This is a genomic window from Streptomyces sp. NPDC034084 (assembly GCF_055575535.1).
In genome coordinates this window covers 29,913-51,991 of record NZ_JBVISK010000008.1, presented here as the reverse complement: position 1 = coordinate 51,991, position 22,079 = coordinate 29,913, and the positions used below count along the sequence as shown (strand labels likewise).

The following is a 22,079-nucleotide window of genomic DNA, read 5'->3' as shown; positions in this document are numbered from 1 at the left end:
CCATGCCCCGGGAGGTCTAGCCACCTCGCCGGGGTCTTCAGTGCCCTGCAACCCTAGTGGGCATGTATAGCTCTGTATAGCTCACCAATGGTCCGCACAGATCTTCGATGCTTACGTTGGTCGTGTGACCGACCACAGCCAGATCCCCGAGTTCGACCCCCAGGGCCCCCAGCTGGTGTACGTCGCGGTGGCCGACCACATCGCCGCCCGTATCGCGGCCGGAGCGCTGTCCCCCGGGGCCCGCCTGCCGGCCGAGCGGGACCTCGCCAAGGAGTACGGGGTCGCCTACCTGACCGTCCGCCGCGCGGCCCAGGTCCTCCGCGAGCGGGGCCTGATCCTGACCGTTCACGGCAAGGGCACGTTCGTCGCCGACCCCCTCCCGGCGGACGAGGGTCAGCGCCAGGCGTGACACCCCCGGTCCACCGGGGAACAGTCCCCCCATGGATCAGGAACAAGCACGCCGGTGGCTCGCCACCGCCCTCGACGAAGCCCGCGTCGGGCTCGGCGAAGGGGGGATCCCCATCGGGGCCGCCCTGTACGGCGCCGGCGGGGTGCTGCTCGGGCGCGGGCGCAATCGGCGCGTGCAGGACGGGGACCCCTCGGCGCACGCCGAGACCGCCGCCTTCCGGGCCGCCGGCCGGCAGCGCTCGTACCGGGGGACGACGATGGTGACGACCCTGTCCCCCTGCTGGTACTGCTCCGGGCTCGTCCGGCAGTTCGGGATCTCGCGGGTCGTCGTCGGGGAGGCGGAGACGTTCCACGGCGGGCACGACTGGCTCGCGGAGCACGGGGTCGAGGTCGTGGTGCTCGACGATCCCGAATGCGTCGCGCTCATGCGGGAGTTCATCGCGGAGCGGCCGGCCCTCTGGAACGAGGACATCGGCGAGGAGTGAGGCGGGTCTCCCGTACGGCACACGTTGACAACAGAGTCGAAAAGCCGACCGCTTTCCCAACATCCCGTCGATATCCTTGAGTTGACTGTGACGGGGGTGGCGGGGGCGTGGACAGGGAGTTGTACGGCCGCGAGGCGGTCCTGGACGAGGGCGGACTCGTCGCGCGGCTCGTCGGGCTCACCCGCGAGGGAGCCGCGCGCGTCGCGTACGAGCACGGGGACGACCCGCCGGTGACGGTCTTCACCGGCGGGCGCGGCATGGGCAAGACCGCCCTGCTCAAGGAGGTCCGCAACCGCTACAAGGGCTACACCCCGCTCGCCCTCCTCGACTGCGCCCACGTCGAACCGCCCGCCGACCACGGCCCCGGCTGGACCCCGGTCACCGGCGCGCTCGCGGAGCTGGCCGTGCAGCTGTCGCCGAAGGTGCTCGGCGCCCGGCCGGTACGGTTCCCCCGGCTCTCGCTCGGCCTGGTCGCGGTCGCCTCGCTCGCCTGGTCCCAGGAGGACGACGAGTGGGCCCGGCGTGACCTCCAGCGGCTCGGGCCGCTCCTCGCGACCGTCGACGCGACCCGGGGCGCCGCCGCCAACTGGGTCGGCAAGGTCCTCGCCAAGCTCGCCGCCACCTTCGCCGAGGCCACCGCCCCGCTCGCCGGGCTGCTCGCCGAGGCGACCGTGGAGACCGTCCTGGAGGAGGTGTTCGGCCGCCTCCAGCGCGCCTCGGAGAGCTGGTACGGCAGCTACCGCAACGCCGGCGGGCGCGGCAAGGCCGGCCTCCAGCAGCTCGCCGTCGACTTCGAGCAGGGCGGACGGCGCCGCCGCGAGGCCGAGGACTTCCTCGTCGGCGCCCTCACCGAGGACCTCCTCCACGCCTACACGGGGCTCCGGCGCGGCAGCCGCATCGGCAGGCCCCTGCTCCTCCTCGACAACGCCCACGAGCCGCTCGGCCGGCAGCTCGTGGAGCCGATCCTGCGCGCCCGCGCCGCCGAGGGCCGCCGCGACCGGGTCGTCGTCCTCGCCACCTCCCGGGTCCGCGACCACGAGGGCCTGCGGCACGCCGCCCGCACCCGGCTGCCGGAGACCGCGCACCGGGCGCCCTGCCCGCGCGGGACGAGCGTCGGCTCCGGCATCCTCGCCGTCGAACTGACCCCGCTCTCCCCCGCCCAGACCCGGTCCGCCTTCGACCGCCACGACCCGGCGGGCCGCAACCCCGCCGAACTGGCCCGCGCCGTCCACCGGCTGACCGGCGGCCGCCCCCTCGGCGTGGCGCTCCTCGGCCGGGCCGCCGGCGAGACGCCCGCGGAGCTGCGGGCCGGCCTCACCCCCGGCCGGCTGCTCGACCTCACGGTGGAGCTGCGGGAGGACACCGCGCCGGTGCCCGTCGCCCCCACGCTCCTCGCCGAACTCCTGCCGGTGCGCAGACCGGGGCCGTACGCCGTGCTCGCCGCGACCCACGACGAGGAGTCGGCCCGGATGCTCGCCCACGCCCGGCTCCAGGCGGAGTCCCTGGACGGGGACGTGGCGCTGCGGGTCCGCGACCAGCTGCGCGCCGAGGACTGGGCCGAGGGCCCCGGCCACTTCGTCGCCGACCCGCTGCTGCGCGCCCTGCTCCTGTACCGGCTCCGCTTCGAGGACGAGGACCATCCCCGGTACGCCGCCTGGCAGGCCGTCCACGAGACGCTCTACCGGCACTACGGGCCGCACCCCGGCCCGTACCGCCTCCATCACGGTCTCGCCCTCGGCCGCACCGAGGAGGCCGTCAGCCACCTGCGGGAGACCTTCCCCGAGCAGGACGTCCTCGGCTGGCTCGGCCGGCTCCGCTTCATCGCCTCCGCCCCGTACCCGCGCGAGCGGAACCGGCCGGGCCCCGACCCGCGGCGGGCGGTCGCCCTCGGCCAGGAGCCGCCCGGCACCCTCCCCGGCGGCCTCGACCCCGACACCACCGAACTCCACCTGTCCGTACGGCGGTTGCTGCACGCCGTATGGCTGCTCACCGATCCGCTCGCACTGCCCGACGAGGAGGTCGCCGACCGGCTCGCGCACGAGCTGCGCCGGCTCTCCGGCCGCCATCTGACGGGCAGCGGTTCACTCTGGGACGCGGCGGGCCACTGGCCGCGCGACATCCGCGCCTGGCGGGAGCTGTCGCTGCCGCCGGGCCGTTAGCGGATGTCCTGGCGAGCCCGGCCCGACCGACACGACACCCCCCGAGGACGGAGTCTGACGCCATGCCCGACCGCCGCACGGACCACCTCACCGACCGGCTGCGCCGCCGTGTCCGCACGCCCCGCCAGAAGCTCGTCGCCTCCCTCGTCACGGCCGCCGTCGTGCTCGGCCTCGGCGGCTACGGCATCACGCGGCTGACCACCCCGGAGGACCGTTCCTGCGCCGCCGGCGTGGCCCGCCCGGCCGACAGCTCCGAGTGCGTCGGCGTCAACGGCGACGGCCACGCCTTCGGCGTGCCCGAACTCGCCGGGATCGCCGGGGCCATCGGCCGGGAGAACGCCACGCTGAAACCCGGCGAGTACGCGACCGTCGCCGTCCTCCTGCCGCTGACGTCCACGGACAGCGGCATGCGGGACAAGGTGCTGCACGAGATCCAGGGCGCGTACGCCTACCAGTACCGCGCCAACCACGAGTCCAACAGCGAGACGCCGAAGATCCGCCTCGTCCTCGCCAACACCGGCAAGGGCAACGCCCACTGGCGCACCACCGTCGACCGGCTGATCACCATGACGGGCGCCCCCGACCGGCTGCGGGCCGTCTCCGGAGTCGCCACCTCCTCCACCGAGGTGCGGGAGTCGGTGGCGGCCCTCACCGGCGCCGGGATCGCCGTCGTCGGCACCACCATCACCGCCGACGACATCGCCAACGGCCCCGGCCACAACCGCTACCCCGGGCTCGCCCGCGTCTCCCCCACCAACACCGACGAGGCCAAGGCCCTCTCGCACTTCGGCCGGGTGGACGCCACCAAGGCCTTCCTCGTCCAGGACACCCGGTCCGGCGACCACTACACCGACACCCTCAAGGCCGCCTTCGCCGCCAACCTCCAGGGCGCCCCGCACGAACCGGGGCTCTTCACCTCGCCCGCCGACCCCACGGAGGAGGGCACCACCGCCAACACCTTCCGCCAGATCACCCACCTGATCTGCGACACCCGCGCCGAGACCGTCTTCTTCGCCGGCCGCCACACCCAGCTGCGGCAGTTCATCAACGCGCTCGGCGCGCGCGGCTGCACCGAGCGCGCGTTCACCGTCCTCACCGGTGACGAGGGCTCCTACCTGGGCGCGGACAAGCGGCTCGACCGGAAGGCGCTGAAGGCGAAGCTGACCGTGCGGTACGCCTCGCTCGCCCACCCGGACGCCTGGAAGCAGGCGCCGGGGCGCCCGGCTCCGGTGACGGGCGGTTCGGTCGTGGCGTACTCGACGTTCCTGACGGACATCGCCCGCGCCGCGCAGCAGCCGGTGACGCTGGGCGACGGGCAGGCGATCGTCGCGTACGACGCGATGGCGACGGCGGTCCACGCGATCCGTCAGGCCACCCCGCAGGGCGCGCAGTACCCGGGGCTCGCCGACGTGACCACCCAGTGGCCGCAGGTCAAGGGCTCGCTGAGGGTCGAGGGCGCGAGCGGCTGGATCTGCCTGGACAACTACGGGAACCCCTACAACAAGGCGGTCCCGATCGTGGAGCTGGCCCAGGACGGCTCGCCGCGCTTCGTCCAGATCGCCTGGCCGGAAGGCAGGCCTCCGGCCGCCTCCTGCCTGCCGCCGAAGCGGGGCTGAGCGGCTGTCACCCCGGGGTCCTCGCCCCCGGCCCCCCGAACGGCCGAGTCGAACGGGGGAGCTGTTGTCGCCCCCGGCGGCTCCCCCGAAGCTGGGACAGCGGCCGCGCAGGCATGGCCACCCGTCCCGGGGGTACGCGGCAAGCCGCATCGGACGGGACGAAGGGAGCGCGATCCATGGGAATCGACTCGGCACCGGTCCCCGTGCCCGCGGACACGGGCACGGGCGGCACGGTCACCACGGCGGTCCCGGCCCGCCTCGACCGCCTGCCGTGGTCACGGTGGCACTGGATGATCGTGATCGGCCTCGGCACCGTCTGGATCCTCGACGGACTCGAGGTCACCATCGTCGGCAACGTCGCCGGCCGTCTCGCGGAGCAGGGCAGCGGCCTCGCCATCACCTCCGCGCAGGTCACCGGCGTCGCCGCCGCCCTGTACGTGGCGGGGGCCTGCTCCGGAGCGCTGTTCTTCGGCTGGCTCACCGACCGCTTCGGGCGCAAGAAGCTGTTCATGGTCACCCTGGTGGTCTATCTGGCCGCGACGGCGATGACGGCGCTGTCCTTCGAGTCCTGGTGGTTCTTCCTCTTCCGCTTCCTCACCGGATTCGGCATCGGCGGCGAGTACGCGGCCATCAACTCGGCCATCGACGAGCTGATCCCCTCCCTCTACCGGGGCCGGGTCGACCTCATCATCAACGGCAGCTACTGGCTGGGCGCCATCGGCGGCGCCCTGCTCTCCATCGTCATGCTGGACACCGCCATCTTCCCGAAGGACCTCGGCTGGCGGCTCAGCTTCGCCCTCGGCGTCGTCCTCGGCCTCGTCATCCTGCTCGTGCGCCGGCACGTGCCCGAGAGTCCACGCTGGCAGTTCATCCACGGCCGGGGCGAGGCCGCCGAGGAACTGGTGACGTCCGTCGAGCGCGAGATCGAGCGGGAGAAGGGCGAGAAGCTCCCTCCCCCGGCCGGCGAGATCACGATCCACCAGCGCAAGAGCATCGGCTTCGGGACGATCGCGAAGACGGTCTTCGCCCGGTACCCGCGCCGCGCGGTCCTCAGCCTGTCGCTCTTCATCGGGCAGGCGTTCCTCTACAACGCCATCACCTTCGGCTTCGGCGCCATCCTCACCACGTTCTTCGACGTGCCGACCGGGAACACCGGCTACTACTTCGCCGTCATCGCGGCCGGCAACTTCGTCGGCCCGCTGCTGCTGGGCCGGCTCTTCGACACCGTCGGCCGCCGGATCATGATCTCCTCCACGTACGTGCTGTCGGGCCTGCTCCTGTTCGGGACGGCGTGGCTCTTCGACCGGGGCTCGCTGACCGCGACGACCCTGACGGCGTGCTGGTGCGTGGTGCTGTTCTTCGCGTCGACCGGGGCCTCCAGCGCGTACCTGACGGTCTCCGAGATCTTCCCCATGGAGACCCGCGCGATGGCCATCGCCTTCTTCTACGCGATCGGCACGGCGGCCGGCGGTATCAGCGGCCCGCTGGTCTTCGCCGAACTCACCGAGTCGGGCGTCGTCGGCGACACGGTCCTCGCGTTCCAGATCGGCGCCGGGCTGATGTGCGCCGCGGGCCTCGTGGCGGCGTTCCTGGCGGTGAACGCGGAACGGCGCTCGCTGGAGGACATCGCCGAACCGCTGTCGGCCGCGAAGCAGAACCCCACGGCCCCCGCCTGAGCGATGGGGCTCAGGGCTCCCACTTCGGCCAGGGCGCCTCGTCCCGCTCGTACAGCTCCCGCAGGTGCCGCCACCGCTCGGGGGTCCAGTCCCGCCAGTCCGTGGGGTGCCCGGAGAGCGCCGCGACGAGCCGCTCGAAGTGGTCGTGCCACCCGGCGAGGCAGTCCAGCCGGTACTCGCGCGAGCCCCGCACCTCGTTGGTGAAACGCAGCACGGTCGACCCGTCGCCGCCGGACCCCGGCTCCAGATGGAACCGGATCCGGCCGTGCGCCGGGCCGACCGTGTACTCGGCCACGTAATCGGGATCCCAGGCGGTCACCCGTCCCGAGACCTCGGTGTCGCTGTTGAGCCAGCGGAGGGTGACCCGCCCGCCGAGCCGCGGCTCCAGCGGGTCCGCCTCGCAGAGCCAGGCCGGCAGGCCCTCGGGCGACGCGACGGCCGCCCAGACCGCCGACGGCGGCTGCGGGAGTTCCACGACGAAGTGCAGCAGGTGCCGGTCGCCGTCGTGGGTCTCGCTCCTGCCCCGGGGGATCTCGCTCATACCACCAGCGTCACCCGGGGGCAGGCCCCGTGCCAGCTCAGACGCCCGCGTACGAGTGCTTGCTGTTCACGAAGATGTTGACGCCGTAATAGTTGAAGAGGAAGCAGGCGAAGGCGATGAGCGCGATGTACGCGGCCTTCCGCCCCTTCCAGCCGGCCGTCGCACGCGCGTGCAGGTACGTCGCGTACCCGACCCACGTGATGAAGGACCAGACCTCCTTGGCGTCCCAGCCCCAGTAGCGGCCCCACGCGTCACCGGCCCAGATCGCGCCGGCGATGATCGTGAAGGTCCACAGCGGGAAGACGGCCGCGTTGACCCGGTAGGCGAACTTGTCGAGCGAGGCCGCGGCGGGCAGCCGCTCCAGGACGGAGCGGGCGAAGGAGCCGGGGTTCCCGCCGGTCGCGAGCTTGTTCTCGTACGAGTCGCGGAAGAGGTACAGCAGGGTCGCGACCGCGCCGAGGTAGAAGACCGCGCCGCAGAAGATCGCGGTGGAGACGTGGATCCACAGCCAGTACGAGTCGAGCGCCGGGACCAGCTGGTCGCTGGGGGTCTTCAGCCAGGTGACGGCCATGCCCAGATCGAGCAGGACGGTCGTGACCAGGGGCAGGCCGATCCAGCGGACGTTCTTCTTCGCGAGGAGGAAGCCGAGGTACGCGCCGACCGCCACCGTGGAGAAGGTGGTGGAGAACTCGTACATGTTGCCCCAGGGGGCCCGCTGCACGGAGAGCGCCCGGCTGACCACGCCCGCCGCCTCGATCACGAAGGCCAGGACGGTGAGGGAGACGGCGATGCGGCCGTAGAGGTCGCCCTCGACCGTGCCGCCGGCCGCGCCGGGACCGTCCGGCACGTCCCGGGTGCCGGCCGCGGAGCGCGTGACGACCTTCGGCTTGTCGAGGACGGCGGTGCCCCCGGCCTGCTTGACCCGGACGGTCACGGCGGCGGCCGGGGCCGGGTGCGTGAGGGCTGCGGCGGTGCGGCCGACCTTGCTGCGGCTGCCGAACACCCACTCGGCGATGTGGGCGAAGAAGGCCAGGGTGTAGACGGCCATCGAGGAGTAGACGAGCAGGTCGCTCATCTGCGCCAGGCTCTCGTTGGTGGCGGCGAGGATCACTTGTCGGCCTCTCCAGACGGGGCGGGGTCGTGCGCGGGGTCTTCCGCGGCTTCCGGTACGGCCTCCGGATCGGCTTCCGGCGCGGGGGGCGCCTGAGTGGTGAGCGCGACCGCGAGGTCACCCAGCTCCTCCGGCAGCTTGGCGGACTCGCTGCGGCCGAGCCCGGCCATCTCGACGACGGTCACGCCGTCCTCACCGCGCACGGCCCGGACCCAGACCCGGCGCCGCTGGATGAAGAGCGAACCGGTCAGGCCGGCGATCGCGGCGATCGCGCCCGTGAGGGCGAGGCCGTTCCCCGGCTGCTGCGAGATCTGGAAGCTCGCCCACTCCTTGACGTCCTTCTCGAAGGTGATCGAGCCGGCGCCGTCGGGCAGGTCCATGGTCTGGCCGGGCGCGAGGCGCTGGGCCAGCTTGTTGCCGGACTCGTCCGTGAACTGCTTCATCTTGGACTTGTCGAGCTGGTACACGTTCTGCGGCAGACCGGAGTTCACCCGCAGGTCGCCGTGGAAGCCGGTGAGCGCCATGACCGGGGACACGAGCGCCGGGAACTGCGAGAACATCGTTCCCTTGCCGGCGCCCGCGAAGGTCGGCACGAAGAAGGCCTGGAAGCCCAGCTGCTCCTTCTCGCCCTTCTTGTCGCGGTAGCCGTCCATGACCTTGATCGCGCCGGTCGACGTGATGTTGTTGTCGATCGGCAGCAGCGGCACGGCGCCGTGGAAGACGGTCTTGCCGCGGGGGTCCTTGACGGTGACGACGGGCGCGTACCCGTGGGCGATCAGGAAGACCTTGGAGTCGCCCACCTCCAGCGGCTCGTTGACCCGGATGACCGCCTTCTTGTCGGCGCCGCCCTGCGAGTAACTGACGGCCGCCTCGAAGGTGCGCGGGGTGCCGCGCTGGGGGCCGTTCGTCTCGTACGTGCCGGTGAAGGAGTCCAGCTTGAAGCTGAACGGCTCCAGCTCGTCGGTGCCGAACTGGGAGCCGGACTTGAAGTCGTCGTACTGGGTGAGCGTGTTGGAGAAGCCGTCGCCCTCGACGATCAGCTTGCCGCCCTCGGACTTGAAGAGCTGGCCCCAGGCGAAGGCGACGAGCATCACGATCAGGGCGACGTGGAAGGCCAGGTTCCCGGCCTCGCGGAGGAAGCCCTTCTCGGCGGCGATCGCGTCGCCCGCGGTGTGGGCGCGGAAGCGGCGCCCCTTGAGGAGGGTGAGCGCGGCCTCGCGGACCTCCTCGGGCCCGGCCTCGGTGCGCCAGGTGGTGTACGCGGGGAGCCGGTCGAGGCGGCGGGGGGCGCCCGGCGGGCGGCTGCGGAGCTGGCCGACGAACTGCCAGCTGCGCGGCACGATGCAGCCGATGAGGGAGACGAACAGCAGGATGTAGATCGCGGAGAACCACACCGAGCTGTAGACGTCGAAGAACTGCAGCTTCTCGTACAGCGGGGTGAGGGTCCGGTGGGCGTCCTTGAAGGCCTGCACCTTCAGCTCGTCCGCGCTGGTCTGCGGGATGAGGGAGCCGGGGACGGCGCCCAGGGAGAGCAGGAACAGCAGGATCAGCGCGACCCGCATGGAGGTCAGCTGCCGCCAGAACCAGCGGATCCAGCCGACGACCCCGAGGGTGGGGCCGCCGGTGCCGGTCTCCTCCTGGGGGGCGGTGGACAGCTGGGCCCCGGCCTCTCCGAGGTTCTGCTCCGTCGTGTCGGTCTTGCTCATGGAACTCAGATCCCCACCGTGAAACCGCTGGACCAGCCCTGCATCGTGGCCACCATGCTGTCCCACGCGCCCGTCAGGAGCAGCACACCGGTGACGATCATCATGCCGCCGCCGATCCGCATGACCCACACATAGTGCTTCTTCACCCAGCCGAACGCGCCGAGCGCCTTGCGGAAGGCGATGGCGGCGAGCACGAACGGGACGCCGAGGCCGAGGCAGTACGCGAAGGCGAGTATCGCCCCGCGTCCCGCGCTGGCCTGCTCCAGGGCGAGGGCGTTGACGGAGGCGAGCGTCGGGCCGATGCACGGGGTCCAGCCGATGCCGAAGAGGGCACCGAGCAGCGGGGCGCCGATGAGGCCGGCGACGGGCTTCCTGTGGAAGCGGAACTCGCGCTGGGTGAACCAGGGCATCAGACCGAGGAAGAACACGCCCATGAGGATCATGAGCACGCCGAGGACCGTGGTGAGCGTCTCGCGGTACTCCTGGAGCGTGGAGCCGAAGTAGCCGAAGAGCGCGCCGCCGGAGACGAACACGGCGGTGAAACCGAGGACGAAGAGGACGGCACCGGCGGTCATCCGGCCGCGGCGGCTCTCGGCGAGGTCGGTGCCGGTGACCCCGGTGACGTACGAGAGGTAGCCGGGGACGAGCGGGAGGACGCACGGCGAGAAGAAGGAGACGAGGCCGCCGAGGACCGCGAGGGGCAGGGCGAGCAGCAGGGCTCCGCTGGTGACCGTCTCGTTCACGGGCTCACTTCTCCTTGAGGAGGGGCTCGATCATCGACCGGAGCTTCTCCTCGTCGAGCGCCATGAGGGAGCGGGCGGCGATCTTGCCCTCCTTGTCGAGGACGACGGTGGAGGGGATGCCCTGGAGGCTGAGGGTGCCCTTGGGGAAGCCGAAGAGGATCAGCTTGCCCTGGGGGTCGTAGAGGCTGGGGTAGGGGATCCCGTAGTCCTCTTCGAAGGCGATCGCGGGCTGCTTGTTGGGGTCGCGGGTGTTGAGGCCGACGAACGCGACGCCCTTGCCCTCGAGCTCCTTGGCGACCTTCGCGAAGTGGGGGGCCTCGGCGCGGCAGGGGCTGCACCAGGAGCCCCAGGCGTTGAGGACGACGACCTTGCCCTTGAGGTCGGCGACGTCGAGCCGCTTGCCGTCGAGGGTCTCGCCCGCGAGCTTTCCGGTGGCCGCCCGCTCGCCCTTGGCGGCGGTGGAGATACCGCCCGTGTTGGTCACGAAGTTGGTGTTGCCACCGCCGCCGGACTTGCCGTTGCTGTCGCCGCCGCAGGCCGAGAGCGTGAGGGCGGCGGTCAGCGCTCCGACGGCGAGCAGGGTGCGTCGAGGGGCACGGCTAAGGCTCATGTGAAAAGTTTCGCATGGGCGTTTGGGGGATCTTGGGCACCCCCCTACGTGCCCGTAAAGCACCTTGTCAAGATCGCCTAAGCGGACGGGGTGGACGAGGTCGTCGGCGAGGTGGTCGACGAGGCGGCGGGCCTGAGGAAGGCGTTCCAGCCGCCGGCGGGCTTCTGACCGACCTCCAGGCCGCGCAGCTTCTCCAGGATCTTCGGGTCCTGGACGTCGAGCCAGTCGACGAACTGCTTGAAGGAGACGAGCCGGACGTCCTTCTTTCCGGCCATTCCCTTGAGCGCCTCTTCGACGGCGTCCATGTAGATGCCGCCGTTCCACTGCTCGAAGTGGTTGCCGATGAAGAAGGGCGCGCGGTTCGACTCGTACGCGCGCGTGAAGCCGGAGAGGTACGCCTCGGCCGCCTGCTTGCGCCAGCCCGGGTAGCGCGAGGGCATGCCCTTGGTCGTGTTCTTCGACTGGTTGGCGAGCATGTTGTAGTCCATGGAGAGGACCTCGAAGGAGTGCCCGGGGAAGGGCACGGCCTGCAACGGCAGGTCCCAGATGCCCTGGCGCTTGACGGGCCACATCTGGCGGCCGCCGGGCGAGCTGGCGTCGTAGCGCCAGTTCAGGCGCTTGGCGGTGGGCAGCAGGTTGTCCTGGCCGAGGAGGCAGGGGGTGCGGCCGCCGACGAGCTCCTTGGAGTAGTCGAAGGGCAGCGGGTCGAGGTCGGTCCAGCCGCTGTTCGTCTTCCACTCGGCGACGAACCTCATGGCCTGGTCGATCTCGCTCTGCCACTGGGCCGGGGTCCAGTTGCCGACGGAGCCCGAGCCGCCGCAGAAGTGGCCGTTGAAGTGCGTGCCGATCTCGTGGCCTTCGAGCCAGGCCTGCCGGACGTACTTCAGGGTCTCCTTGATGTGCCCGTCGGTGAGGTAGCCGATGTCGGAGGCGCCGACGCGGTTGTTCGGCGGGCGGTAGAGGTGCTTCTTCGACTCGGGGAGGAGGTAGATCCCGGAGAGGAAGAAGGTCATCGCGGCGTCGTTGTTCTTCGCGAGTTCGAGGAAGCGCGGGAAGAGGCCGTTGCCGACCTCGCCGGCGCCGTCCCAGGAGAAGACGACGAACTGGGGCGGGGTCTGGCCGGGTTCGAGCGGGACGGGGGCGTCGGGCTGGTGCGGCTGCTTGCCGGTGTCGGCGGTGGAACCGTCGCCGATGAGCCGGGCGTCGTCCTTGGTCGGGGTGGGCGTGCTCGGGTCCGTCGTGACGTCACCCCCCTTACCGGGCCCGGAACGTCCTGACTTGTCCTTGTTGTCCGTGCTGCACGCGGCGAGCCCCATCGCCGCGGCGGTGCCGACGCCCGCCCCGAGCAGCCCCCTTCGACTGATTCCACTGATCCCGCGCATGACATCCCCATTCGCGCTGACGTATGAACTGAACGTCATCCAAACCGACAATGAGTGAGATGCCGGGAGGAACACGGAGGTTCCGGAAAATCGCACAAAAATTTCAGGGCGATCGAATGACATGAACATCATCATCCGATCGCCCTGAACTGTGGACCTTCCGCACCCCGCTGTCCAGTCGGGGATCCGGCGCCGCCCGGGACTACGCCCCGAAGGCCTTCGACTTCCCCTTGACCGGCTTCGCGCCCGCCAGGAGATGCGCCGGGACGAGGTCGCGGGCCGGCTCGCTGTACCCCACCGAGACGATCTTGTCGCCGCGGTACGTGAACGAGGTCAGCGAGGCCAGCGTGCACTGACGGCGCCGCGGGTCGTGCCACAGCCGCCGCTTCTCCACGAAGCTGCGGACGATCCAGATCGGCAGCTGGTGGCTGACGCAGACCGCCTCGTGCCCCCGGGCCGCGTCCTTCGCCGCGTCGAGCGCACCCATCATGCGGACGACCTGCTCGACGTACGGCTCGCCCCAGGACGGCTGGAACGGATTGGTCAGGTGCTTCCAGTTCGCCGGCTTGCGCAGCGCCCCGTCACCGACACCGAAGGTCTTGCCCTCGAACACGTTCGCGGCCTCGATGAGCCGCTCGTCGCTGGCCAGATCCAGCCCGTGCGTCTTCGCGATCGGCGCCGCCGTCTCCTGCGCCCGCTCCAGCGGGGAGGCGACGACGTACGTGATGTCCCGCTCGGCCAGGTGCTCGGCGACCCGGTCCGCCATCCGGCGGCCCAGCTCCGAGAGGTGATAGCCGGCCCTGCGCCCGTACAGCACCCCGTCGGGGTTGTGGACCTCGCCGTGGCGCATCAGGTGGACGACGGTGAGCTCGTTGTTCGGCTGCTCGCTCATGCCGTCGCCTCCGCGGCGGCGCGGGCGGCGGCCGGCAGGGCGGCGGCGATCCGCTCGATCGCCCGCTCGTCGTGCGCGGTCGACACGAACCAGGACTCGAACGCGGACGGCGGCAGGTACACGCCGTCGGCCAGCATCGAGTGGAAGAAGGCGTTGAAGCGGAACGCCTCCTGCTTCTTCGCGTCGTCGTAGTTCCGGACCTCGTCGGCGGTGAAGAACACCGAGAACATGTTGGAGGCCGTCTGCAGCCGGTGCGCCACGCCCTCCTTCACCAGCGCGCCCGTCACCAGGCCCTGGATCTCCTTCGAGACCGCGTCCACCGTGTCGTACGCGGCCTGGTCGAGCAGCCGCAGCTGCGCGAGCCCGGCGGCGGTCGCGACCGGGTTCCCCGAGAGGGTGCCCGCCTGGTAGACCGGTCCGGCCGGCGCCAGGTGCCCCATGACGTCCGCGCGGCCACCGAACGCGGCGGCGGGGAAGCCGCCGCCCATGACCTTGCCGAAGGTCATCAGGTCGGGCTTCACGCCGTCGACGCCGTACCAGCCGGCCCGCGAGGTACGGAAACCGGTCATCACCTCGTCGGAGATGTACAGCGCGCCGTTCTCCCGGCACAGGTCCGCGAGGCCCTGGTTGAAGCCCTCGACCGGCGGGACGACGCCCATGTTGCCCGGCGAGGCCTCCGTGATCACGCAGGCGATCTCACCCGGGTGCGCGGCGAACGCGGCCCGCACCGCCTCCAGGTCGTTGTACGGCAGCACGATCGTGTCCCCGGCCTGCGCGCCGGTCACGCCGGGCGTGTCGGGGAGGCCGAAGGTGGCCAGACCGGAACCGGCCGCGGCGAGCAGCGCGTCCACGTGGCCGTGGTAGCAGCCCGCGAACTTCACGACCTTGGCGCGCCCGGTGAACCCGCGGGCCAGCCGGATCGCGGACATCGTGGCCTCCGTGCCGGAGGAGACGAGCCGCACCTGCTCGACCGGCTCGATCCGCGCGACGATCTCCTCGCCGAGCGCGACCTCGCCCTCGCCGGGCGTGCCGAACGAGGTGCCGCGGGCCACGGCGGCCTGCACGGCGGCGGTGACCTCGGGGTGCGCGTGGCCGAGGATCATCGGTCCCCACGAGCAGACCAGGTCGACGTACTCACGACCGTCCGCGTCGGTGAGGTACGGACCGGAACCGGAGACCATGAACCGGGGCGTACCGCCCACGGCCCGGAAGGCACGCACCGGTGAGTTCACGCCGCCGGGCGTCACGAGGGAAGCGCGGTCGAAAAGCGTCTGTGAGACTGGGGCTTCGTATGAATACGGCACTGTGATCCTGACCTGCGAGAACGACTTCGGGCACGACATCGGGAACGGAGGGACGGCGGTGAGCATCCTGTCTGTTACGCCGGGGCGCTCCCCTTCCGCGTCTGCGAAACTGGGGCGTCATAGGGATGACTCACGGAATCCATGGTGTCAGAGGCCACGGCGTTCTTGCGGACAGGTGTTTCACCGTACGAACGCGGGGGAGGTCACTGACACGATGATCGGGTTGCGCGGCGGGGTCGTGTTGCCGAGAAAAAGCAGTCGGGTGGAGATATGCATCGCGGTGGCGGACCGGGCGAGGGGACGGGCGACCTGGGTCCGGAGTCTGCCCGGCGGGGGAGGCACCGGCGCCGGCGGACGGAGGAGCCGACCGCGGCGGAGAGCCGGCCGAACCCGGAGCCCGCTGCCGAACCACCCCCTGCGACCGGGGGCCGGAGCTTGGGGGTGACGTACAAGTACTTCGGCGCTCCGAACAGCGCGACGGCGGCCCAGGTCCCGATCTCGATGCGGCCCGAGGAGCTCGGCGGGGACGAGCTCGGCATGGGCGGAATGTTCACCAAGATCAAGCCCGAGACGATAGCGGCCATGGTCCTGACCGGCATCCAGGGCATGCCCCTGCACAAGGTGCCGCCGCTCGAGCTGGTGGTGCTGCACCCGGACTACGCGGTGGTGAAGCTGCCGATGACCGTGGTCGACCCGCTGCGCGGGATCGGCGAGGAATCGGTCGGCGCCGCCGCCTTCATCTGGTCGACGGTGCCGGACCGCGGCGGCCCGCGCGACGCCTTCGACGTCTACCGGCTCCTCCACGAATGGCAGGACTTCTCCGTCCGCCTCCACGAGGCGGGACACCAGCCGTACTGCCTGGTCTGGCCCTGACCGCGCCCCCGGACGACTGACGGACAGGCGTTTCAACGCCGTTCCCGCGTGCATAAGTGCTGAAGTTAGGACGAATGCTATGTAATGCGCGGAAAAGCTCTGTCACGGGCGGATGTCACGTGCGGAAGCCGCGCCTTGAGGGGAGCCCGGACGCCCTGGGGCTCCCCGGACGAGGAAGGACCACGCGTGAGCGCAGTACGCATGACCGACCGGCCCATGCAGATCGCCGAGGTCGCCGCACGGACCGAACTGACGCTGCGGACCATCCGCCAGTACGAGGACAGCGGCCTGGTCGTCCCGTCCGCCGCCTCGCCGGGCGGCTTCCCCCTCTACACGGACGCCGACGTGGCCCGGCTGATGGTGGTCCGCCGGATGAAGCCGCTCGGCTTCACCCTCGACGAGACCCGCGAACTCCTCACGGCCGTGGACCGGCTGTGCGCCGACCGCCCGGGCACGGACACCGAACTCGACCCGGAGGAGCGCGCCGCCCTGGTGGCCCGCGTCCGCGGCTACGAGGCGGCTGCCGCGGAGCGCGTCGCCGAACTGAGGTCCCAGCTCGCCCGCGCCGAGGAATTCGCCGACTCCCTCCGCATGCAGCTCGTGTCCTGAGGTGCGAGCGCCCGCGCGAGTCAGGGCGTCAACACGCGCGCGAGGTGGCGGAAGAAGCGGGCGTAGGCGGCGGGGCTGGGCGGGGTCTCCGGGTTCCAGGGGGTGAGGCGGACGCCGGGCGGGAGGTCGTACGGCGAGGTCGCGTGCTCCCGGTCGTCGAAGAGGACCAGACCGGGACGGAGTTCGGCGGCCCTGGCCCAGTCAGCGGTGAGCCAGTTGGCGCCGACCCCGGGGCCGGGGTCCAGCAGCCGCACACCCAGACCGGCGAGGTGCGCCAGCTCGGGCCAGGCCTGCGGACGGGCCAGGTGCACCTGCTCGGGCCCCGCCCCGGAGAGGGCGAGCACGGCGATCCCGGACCGCGCGGCGACGTCCCGGAGCGCGGCCTCGGCGGCGGCGAGTTCGAGGACGGGCGCCCGGTCGGCCCCCGGGTCCGCCCCGAGAGAGACGGCCAGCGCGGCGAACCGGCCGAGGATCGCCGGCAGGGTGAGTTCGTTGCCGACGGAGAGCGCGGTGAGCGGCACCCCGAGCCGCCCGGCGACCGCCTCGTCGAGCGCGTACGGGCTCTTGCCGTCGTACGTCACGTCGACGATCAGGTCCGGCCGCAGCTCCCGCAGCACCGCCTCGTCCAGGGCCTGCCCCGGCCCGAGGTACGGCACCCCGGCCGCCCGCAGCCCACCCGCCTTGGCCGGATCGAGCGCCTCGCCGTCGTGCCCGGAGCCGTACACGGCGACCGGCGTCACCCCCAGGTCCAACAGCGCCGCACCCGCCCGCACGTACGCCACGACGCGCCGCGGCACGCGGACCGCCCCCAGCTCCGTACCTCTGTCGTCGGTGAATCCCCACGCCTCTGTTTCGGACATGCGGCTGCTCCCTCCCCGGCCGGAATCTCCCTCGCCCGTCACCTTGGAGGCGTTCCGGCACCCGCACAAGAGGGCCTCCGGGGAAGGCGGACGGGCGGGGGCGGGGGTGGCGGCGCGGGTGGGCGGCGCGGCGGGCGGGCCGGCGCGGCGCGGGTGGCGGCGTGGCGGGTGGCGGCTCGTGGCGGCGCGGCGTGCGGGCCGGGCGGGCCGGACCCGACGGGAATTTTCAGACAGGCCCTAGCATGCGGGCCATGTCCGCCTCCGCTCCCCGCCCCCGCCGGGACACCCGGGGCATCGTCGACCCCGCTGAGCTGCTCTCCCGGGTCCGCTTCCGCCGCCACATCCCGGCGCCGGAGCTGCGGCCGTATCTGGAGCACTACTGGCTGATCGACTGGGAGCTGCCGGAGCCGTACGCGAGCCATCTCGTCCCGCACCCCTCGGTGAACATCGTCTTCCAGCGGTACGGAGCGCTGGGCGCCCCGGTGGCGGCGGCGAGCGCGTCGGCCGAGGTGTCGGGGGTGGGGCTCGGTCTGTTCACGCAGAAGCTGACGGACGTGGGCCGGGTCTGCGGGGTGCAGTTCCGCCCGGGCGGGTTCCGGCCCTTCGCGCCCGCGTGGCCGGTGTCGGCCTGGACGGGCCGCCGGGTGCCGCTCGAGGAGGTGCTCCCGGACGGCGAGGGGGCCGACTCCCTGACCGCCGTGCTCTCCCCGGACGACGACCACGCGCGCGTGGCGGCGCTCGACGCCTTCCTCCTGGCCCGTGGACCGGCCCCGGACCCGGCCGCCGGGCAGGCCATGGAGCTGGTGGACCTTGTCCGCTCGGACCGCACGGTCAGGCGGGTGTCCCGGCTGGCCGCCGTGAGCGGTCTGTCGGCGCGCTCGCTCCAGCGCCTGTTCGCCGGGCATGTCGGGGTGGGCCCGAAGTGGGTGATCCTGCGCTACCGGATCCACGAGGCCCTGGAAGCCGCCGAGGCGGCGGGCACCCCGGACTGGGCGGCGCTCGCGGCGGAGCTGGGCTACAGCGACCAGGCCCATCTCGTACGGGACTTCACGGCCACGATCGGGGTGCCGCCCACCACGTACGCCCGCGCGGTGTCCATGCCCTGACCTACCGTACGGACATGGACGACGACACGTCACAGGTACGACTCGAAGCCTGGTCCGAGGAGGACGCCGGCCTGCTGCGCGCCCTGAACGCGCCGGAGCTGATGGGCCATCTCGGCGGCCCGGAGAGCGAGGAGCAACTGGTCCGGCGCCACCGGCGGTACGTGGAGCTGAGCGCGGACGACGCGGGCGCGGGGCGCATGTTCCGGATCGTGCTGCTGCCGGAGGAGACCGTGGTGGGCAGCGTCGGTTTCTGGGCGCAGACCTGGGACGGCGAGCCGGTGTACGAGACGGGGTGGGCGGTGCTGCCGGGCTTCCACGGCCGGGGCCTGGCGACCTCCGCCACGCGCGCGGTGGTCGCCGAGGCGCGGGCCGCGGGGCGGCGCCGCCATCTGCACGCGTTCCCGTCCGCGGACAACGCCGCGTCGAACGCGGTGTGTCGCAAGGCCGGGTTCGAGCTGCTCGGCGAGCGGGACTTCGAGTACCCGCCGGGGCGCCCCATGCGCTGCAACGACTGGCGGTTCGACCTGGGCTAGCCGGCGTCCGGCGGGGTGAGCGGCCGGGTGAAGTGGAAGGCGACGATGTCGAAGCGCTCGCGCAGGTAGAAGCGGTGGGCGCCGGTGCGGTGGGTGCCGGAGTCCAGGTTGAGCTCGTGGCAGCCGGCCGCGCGGCCGTGCTCCTCCAGGTGGGCGATGAGTGCGTGGCCGACGCCGGTGGAGCGGTCGGCGGCGGCGGTGACCAGGTCGTCGACGTAGAGCTTGCGCAGGGAGCTGGTGTTGTTGATGATCCGCCACCCCGCCGCGCCGACGCAGCGGCCGTCGTCCATGTAGGCGGCGCTGAACCGCAGCCCCTCGGGATGACCGGCCTCGTAGACCTCGCGGAAGAGCTCGGGGGTGAGGTGGGGGCGGAGCTCGGAGAGGACCGGCAGGAGGTCGCTCTCCAGGCGGGAGTCGCCGGGGGCGAGGTCGATGATCTTCATACGGGGACGGTACCCCAGGATTTTTCAGGGTTGACGAGCGCGGCAGGGTCACGGATATTAATCTGCGTAGCGCAGACAATGCACAACACAGGCAAATCCTGGAAGGATTCCCCATGACCGTTCTCGTCACCGGCAGCCGCGGCCGGGTCGCCTCCACCCTGATCGGCCTGCTCGACGCCGCCGGCGTCAAGACCAGGGCCGGATCCAAGAACCCGGCGGATCTCTCCCCACCCCCGGGCGTGGACACCGTGCGGTGCGATCTCGCCGACCCGGCCACCTTCGACACCGCGCTGGAAGGCGTCGACTCCGTCTTCCTGTACGCCGAGGCAGCGCACGTCGCCACCTTCGCCGACCGGGCCCATGCCGCCGGCGTCGAGCACGTCGCCCTGCTCTCCTCCAGCTCCGTCCTCGCCCCGGACGCCGCCGACAACGCCATCGCGGCCTCCCACCTCGCGGCCGAGCGCGCCCTGTCGGCCGCCGCCGGGTCCGGCGCCTTCGAGGCCACGTACCTCCAGCCCGGCGCCTTCGCGACCAACGCCCTGCAGTGGGCCTGGGCGCTCAAGCGGGGCGAGGGGCCGGCGCTGCCGTACCCGCACGCGTACGGCGACCCGATCCACGAGCGCGACGTCGCGGAGGCGGCCTTCGCGGTACTCACCGAGCCCCGGCTGCGCGGCTCGTCGTACCTGCTGACCGGCCCCGAGTCACTGGACTTCACGGAGCAGCTGGCGATCCTGTCGGAGGTGACGGGCCACCCGGCGCGGTACACGACCGTCACGCCGGAGGAGTGGAAGAAGTCGGTCGCCGCCTACATGCCGGACCAGTTCGCGGACGCCCTGCTCTCCTACTGGGCCTCGCACGACGGACGCCCGACCCCCCTGACCAGAACGGTCGAAGCCCTCACGGGCCACCCGCCCCGCACCTTCGCCACGTGGACGAGGGACCACGCGGACGCGTTCCTCCCATAACCCCGCCCCTCAGGGGTGCGCCGCCCCGCACCGGGCGAAACCCCTGGCAACCCGCCGGCGCCCGGTGCGATCCTGTCCCCGTGAACGGACCGGAGATCCACATCAGCTTCGCCCCCGGCCTGCACCTCTTCGTCTCGGCGGAGCGGCGCTCAGCCCGCACCCCCCTGACCACCGACGGCACCTCGTCGCTCGGCCACGTGGTCGAGTCACTGGGCGTGCCGCTCACCGAGGTCGGGCGGCTCCTGGTCGACGGCCGCCCCGTCGACGCCTCGCACGTCCCCGTCGCGGGCGAGACCGTCGAGGTGGAGGGCGTCGTCCGCCCGCAGCCGGTGCCGCCCGGCGCGCCGCTCCGGTTCCTGCTCGACGTGCACCTGGGCACGCTGGCCCGGCGACTGCGACTGCTCGGCGTGGACGCGGCGTACGAGAGCGAGGACATCGGCGACCCCGCCCTGGCCGCGCTCTCCGCGCGCGAGCGGCGCGTGATGCTCTCGCGGGACCGCGGTCTGCTGCGCCGCCGCGAGCTGTGGGCGGGCGCCTATGTCTACAGCGACCGGCCGGACGACCAGCTCCGCGACGTACTGGAGCGGTTCGCGCCGCCGCTTGCACCGTGGACCCGCTGCACGGCGTGCAACGGGGAGCTGAGCGACGCCGACAAGGACGCCGTGCGCGAGCAGCTGGAGCACGGCACCGAGAAGACCTACGACGTGTTCGCGCAGTGCGTGGAGTGCGGCAGGGTGTACTGGCGCGGCGCCCACCACGCACGCCTGGAGGCGATCGTCTCGGACGCGGTGAGGGAGTTCGGCGGGGCGGCGGCCCACAGGTAGAGCGCCCCCTGGTAGAGCGCCCCACCCGTACCGGCCCCCCGGGTCACCGCAGGTCGCCGCCCCGCAGCCGCTCGACCTGCGCCGCACTGACCTCGACCGTGCGCCGCATGTGGGCGATGAGCAGCGCGACCTCGGCGTCGCTGTACACGTCGAACATCGTGCCCCACGTGCTGTTGAGCTTCCGCCAGAGGTCCCCGAGCTCCGCCATCCGTTCGGGGACGAGCGCCACCAGGACCCGGCGCCGGTCCTCGGTGTCGCGCTCGCGGGACACATAGCCGGAGCGCTCGAGCCGGTCGACGAGCCGCGTCGCGGAGCCGGTGGTGAGGCCCGTCAGCTCGGCGACCCGTCCGGTGGTCACCGGCCTGTCCTCCAGGCTGAGCAGGTTCAGGCACTGCACATCGGTCGGATGGAGCCCCAGGTGGTCGGCGACGGCCTGGTTGAACAGGGCGTAGGCCGCCATGTAGCGGCGGGCCTCCCCGTGCAGCTCGGCCATGAGTGCCTCGCGCCGGACGGAACTCTTCTGCGTCATGCAGAGATTGTACGAGCCAGGCACCCCGGCGTCCCGGCCGGGCGACCGCACGCCCGGACCCCGACGGGCCAGGAGGCTCAGGGGGCCTCGGCGGTCAGGTACCGCTGCACGGTCGGCCCCAGCCAGGCCACGATCTCCTCGTTCGACATGTCGACGGCCGGCGGCAGGCGCAGCACGTACCGGGCGAGCGCCATGCCGAGAACCTGGGACGCGACGAGCGCCGCCCGGCGCGGCGCGTCGGCCGGGTCGGGACAGACGCCCCGGGCGACAGGGCCGAGCTGCTCGGAGAAGATCGCCTGGATGCGCGCGGCGCCGGCCTCGTTCGTGACACCCACGCGCAGCATCGCGGTGAGGACCTCGTCGCTCTCCCAGCGCTCCAGGAAGTGCGTGACCAGGACGGTCCCGATGTGCCGCGCGGGCAGGCCGCCCAGCTCGGGCATGTCGAGCTCGACCTCGGAGGCGGCGGCGAACAGCCCCTCCTTGTTGCCGTAGTAACGCATCACCATCGACGGGTCGATGCCCGCGTCGCGGGCGATGGCCCGAATGGTGGCGCGCTCGTAGCCGTCGGAGGCGAAGCGCTCGCGGGCGGCCTCCAGGATGGCGGCCCGGGTGGTGTCGGAACGGCGAACGGTCGTCATACCAACAACTGTAGGCCAACGGGTGTTGACAGGCCATTCGCAGCGTCCTACCGTTGCCTACAAGCG

23 protein-coding genes are annotated in these 22,079 nt (G+C 72.1%); 11 read left to right on the top strand and 12 right to left on the bottom strand.

What is annotated here, in order from left to right:
- Positions 1 to 124 precede the first annotated feature (124 nt).
- From ACZ51I_RS26950 to ACZ51I_RS26930, 5 genes are all read left to right on the top strand, one after another.
- Complete coding sequence (locus ACZ51I_RS26950; RefSeq protein WP_468880661.1) at positions 125 to 409, top strand: GntR family transcriptional regulator; 285 nt, start codon at positions 125 to 127, stop codon at positions 407 to 409.
- 31 nt (positions 410 to 440) lie between these two features.
- Positions 441 to 893, top strand: coding sequence for a nucleoside deaminase (locus tag ACZ51I_RS26945; RefSeq protein WP_468880658.1), 453 nt, complete (start codon positions 441 to 443; stop codon positions 891 to 893).
- Positions 894 to 1,000: 107 nt separating this feature from the next.
- The gene (locus ACZ51I_RS26940; protein WP_468880656.1) at positions 1,001 to 3,052 is read left to right on the top strand and encodes a hypothetical protein; all 2,052 of its coding nucleotides are present in this window, start codon (positions 1,001 to 1,003) and stop codon (positions 3,050 to 3,052) included.
- Between the two features lie 62 nt (positions 3,053 to 3,114).
- Positions 3,115 to 4,668: an ABC transporter substrate-binding protein gene (locus tag ACZ51I_RS26935; RefSeq protein WP_468880654.1), complete on the top strand. Its 1,554-nt coding sequence runs from the start codon at positions 3,115 to 3,117 to the stop codon at positions 4,666 to 4,668.
- 176 nt (positions 4,669 to 4,844) lie between these two features.
- Positions 4,845 to 6,344, top strand: coding sequence for an MFS transporter (locus tag ACZ51I_RS26930; RefSeq protein WP_468880651.1), 1,500 nt, complete (start codon positions 4,845 to 4,847; stop codon positions 6,342 to 6,344).
- 10 nt (positions 6,345 to 6,354) lie between these two features.
- Here the strand turns inward: ACZ51I_RS26930 and ACZ51I_RS26925 are convergent, their stop codons facing one another.
- From ACZ51I_RS26925 to hemL, 8 genes are all read right to left on the bottom strand, one after another.
- The gene (locus ACZ51I_RS26925) at positions 6,355 to 6,885 is read right to left on the bottom strand and encodes an SRPBCC domain-containing protein (RefSeq protein ID WP_468880648.1); all 531 of its coding nucleotides are present in this window, start codon (positions 6,883 to 6,885) and stop codon (positions 6,355 to 6,357) included.
- 37 nt (positions 6,886 to 6,922) lie between these two features.
- Positions 6,923 to 7,960 carry a c-type cytochrome biogenesis protein CcsB gene (gene ccsB / locus ACZ51I_RS26920; RefSeq protein ID WP_468881308.1) on the bottom strand — a complete coding sequence of 346 codons (1,038 nt, stop codon included), beginning with the start codon at positions 7,958 to 7,960 and terminating at the stop codon, positions 6,923 to 6,925.
- A gap of 32 nt (positions 7,961 to 7,992) precedes the next feature.
- Complete coding sequence (gene resB / locus ACZ51I_RS26915) at positions 7,993 to 9,702, bottom strand: cytochrome c biogenesis protein ResB (protein ID WP_468880645.1); 1,710 nt, start codon at positions 9,700 to 9,702, stop codon at positions 7,993 to 7,995.
- A gap of 5 nt (positions 9,703 to 9,707) precedes the next feature.
- Entirely contained in the window at positions 9,708 to 10,445 is a 738-nt protein-coding gene (locus ACZ51I_RS26910) for a cytochrome c biogenesis CcdA family protein (protein WP_366038375.1), read from the bottom strand.
- Positions 10,446 to 10,449: 4 nt separating this feature from the next.
- Complete coding sequence (locus ACZ51I_RS26905; protein ID WP_468880641.1) at positions 10,450 to 11,055, bottom strand: TlpA family protein disulfide reductase; 606 nt, start codon at positions 11,053 to 11,055, stop codon at positions 10,450 to 10,452.
- A gap of 77 nt (positions 11,056 to 11,132) precedes the next feature.
- On the bottom strand, positions 11,133 to 12,428 hold the full coding sequence (locus ACZ51I_RS26900; RefSeq protein WP_468881305.1) for a polysaccharide deacetylase family protein: 1,296 nt from the start codon (positions 12,426 to 12,428) through the stop codon (positions 11,133 to 11,135).
- A gap of 211 nt (positions 12,429 to 12,639) precedes the next feature.
- Positions 12,640 to 13,329, bottom strand: coding sequence for a histidine phosphatase family protein (locus ACZ51I_RS26895; protein ID WP_468880639.1), 690 nt, complete (start codon positions 13,327 to 13,329; stop codon positions 12,640 to 12,642).
- Complete coding sequence (gene hemL, locus ACZ51I_RS26890; protein ID WP_468880636.1) at positions 13,326 to 14,672, bottom strand: glutamate-1-semialdehyde 2,1-aminomutase; 1,347 nt, start codon at positions 14,670 to 14,672, stop codon at positions 13,326 to 13,328. Before hemL ends, ACZ51I_RS26895 begins: the two co-directional genes overlap by 4 nt.
- Positions 14,673 to 14,903: 231 nt before the next feature.
- Here hemL and ACZ51I_RS26885 point away from each other — a divergent pair, with 231 nt between their 5' ends.
- Together ACZ51I_RS26885 and ACZ51I_RS26880 are read left to right on the top strand one after the other, a co-directional pair.
- Complete coding sequence (locus ACZ51I_RS26885; protein WP_468880633.1) at positions 14,904 to 15,506, top strand: hypothetical protein; 603 nt, start codon at positions 14,904 to 14,906, stop codon at positions 15,504 to 15,506.
- Between the two features lie 201 nt (positions 15,507 to 15,707).
- Complete coding sequence (locus tag ACZ51I_RS26880; protein ID WP_468881303.1) at positions 15,708 to 16,115, top strand: MerR family transcriptional regulator; 408 nt, start codon at positions 15,708 to 15,710, stop codon at positions 16,113 to 16,115.
- A 20-nt stretch (positions 16,116 to 16,135) separates the two neighbouring features.
- Here ACZ51I_RS26880 and ACZ51I_RS26875 read toward each other — a convergent pair whose 3' ends face one another.
- Positions 16,136 to 16,975: an ABC transporter substrate-binding protein gene (locus tag ACZ51I_RS26875; RefSeq protein ID WP_468880630.1), complete on the bottom strand. Its 840-nt coding sequence runs from the start codon at positions 16,973 to 16,975 to the stop codon at positions 16,136 to 16,138.
- A 251-nt stretch (positions 16,976 to 17,226) separates the two neighbouring features.
- Here ACZ51I_RS26875 and ACZ51I_RS26870 point away from each other — a divergent pair, with 251 nt between their 5' ends.
- Positions 17,227 to 18,081, top strand: coding sequence for a DUF6597 domain-containing transcriptional factor (locus ACZ51I_RS26870; protein ID WP_468880627.1), 855 nt, complete (start codon positions 17,227 to 17,229; stop codon positions 18,079 to 18,081).
- 14 nt (positions 18,082 to 18,095) lie between these two features.
- Positions 18,096 to 18,614, top strand: a complete 519-nt coding sequence (locus ACZ51I_RS26865) for a GNAT family N-acetyltransferase (protein ID WP_468880625.1) — start codon at positions 18,096 to 18,098, stop codon at positions 18,612 to 18,614.
- Here ACZ51I_RS26865 and ACZ51I_RS26860 read toward each other — a convergent pair.
- On the bottom strand, positions 18,611 to 19,057 hold the full coding sequence (locus ACZ51I_RS26860) for a GNAT family N-acetyltransferase (RefSeq protein WP_468880622.1): 447 nt from the start codon (positions 19,055 to 19,057) through the stop codon (positions 18,611 to 18,613). The two genes, ACZ51I_RS26865 and ACZ51I_RS26860, sit on opposite strands and share 4 nt — an antisense overlap.
- 113 nt (positions 19,058 to 19,170) lie before the next feature.
- Between ACZ51I_RS26860 and ACZ51I_RS26855 the strand changes: the two genes are divergently transcribed.
- Positions 19,171 to 20,022 carry an NmrA family NAD(P)-binding protein gene (locus tag ACZ51I_RS26855; RefSeq protein ID WP_468880620.1) on the top strand — a complete coding sequence of 284 codons (852 nt, stop codon included), beginning with the start codon at positions 19,171 to 19,173 and terminating at the stop codon, positions 20,020 to 20,022.
- Positions 20,023 to 20,102: 80 nt separating this feature from the next.
- Positions 20,103 to 20,846, top strand: coding sequence for a Mut7-C RNAse domain-containing protein (locus tag ACZ51I_RS26850; protein WP_468880617.1), 744 nt, complete (start codon positions 20,103 to 20,105; stop codon positions 20,844 to 20,846).
- A gap of 43 nt (positions 20,847 to 20,889) precedes the next feature.
- Here ACZ51I_RS26850 and ACZ51I_RS26845 read toward each other — a convergent pair whose 3' ends face one another.
- Both ACZ51I_RS26845 and ACZ51I_RS26840 read right to left on the bottom strand, forming a co-directional pair.
- A complete protein-coding gene (locus ACZ51I_RS26845) occupies positions 20,890 to 21,375 on the bottom strand; it encodes a MarR family winged helix-turn-helix transcriptional regulator (RefSeq protein WP_468880614.1) in 486 nt (161 codons plus the stop codon).
- Between the two features lie 77 nt (positions 21,376 to 21,452).
- Positions 21,453 to 22,013: a TetR/AcrR family transcriptional regulator gene (locus ACZ51I_RS26840; RefSeq protein ID WP_468880611.1), complete on the bottom strand. Its 561-nt coding sequence runs from the start codon at positions 22,011 to 22,013 to the stop codon at positions 21,453 to 21,455.
- Between the last annotated feature and the right edge of the window lie 66 nt (positions 22,014 to 22,079).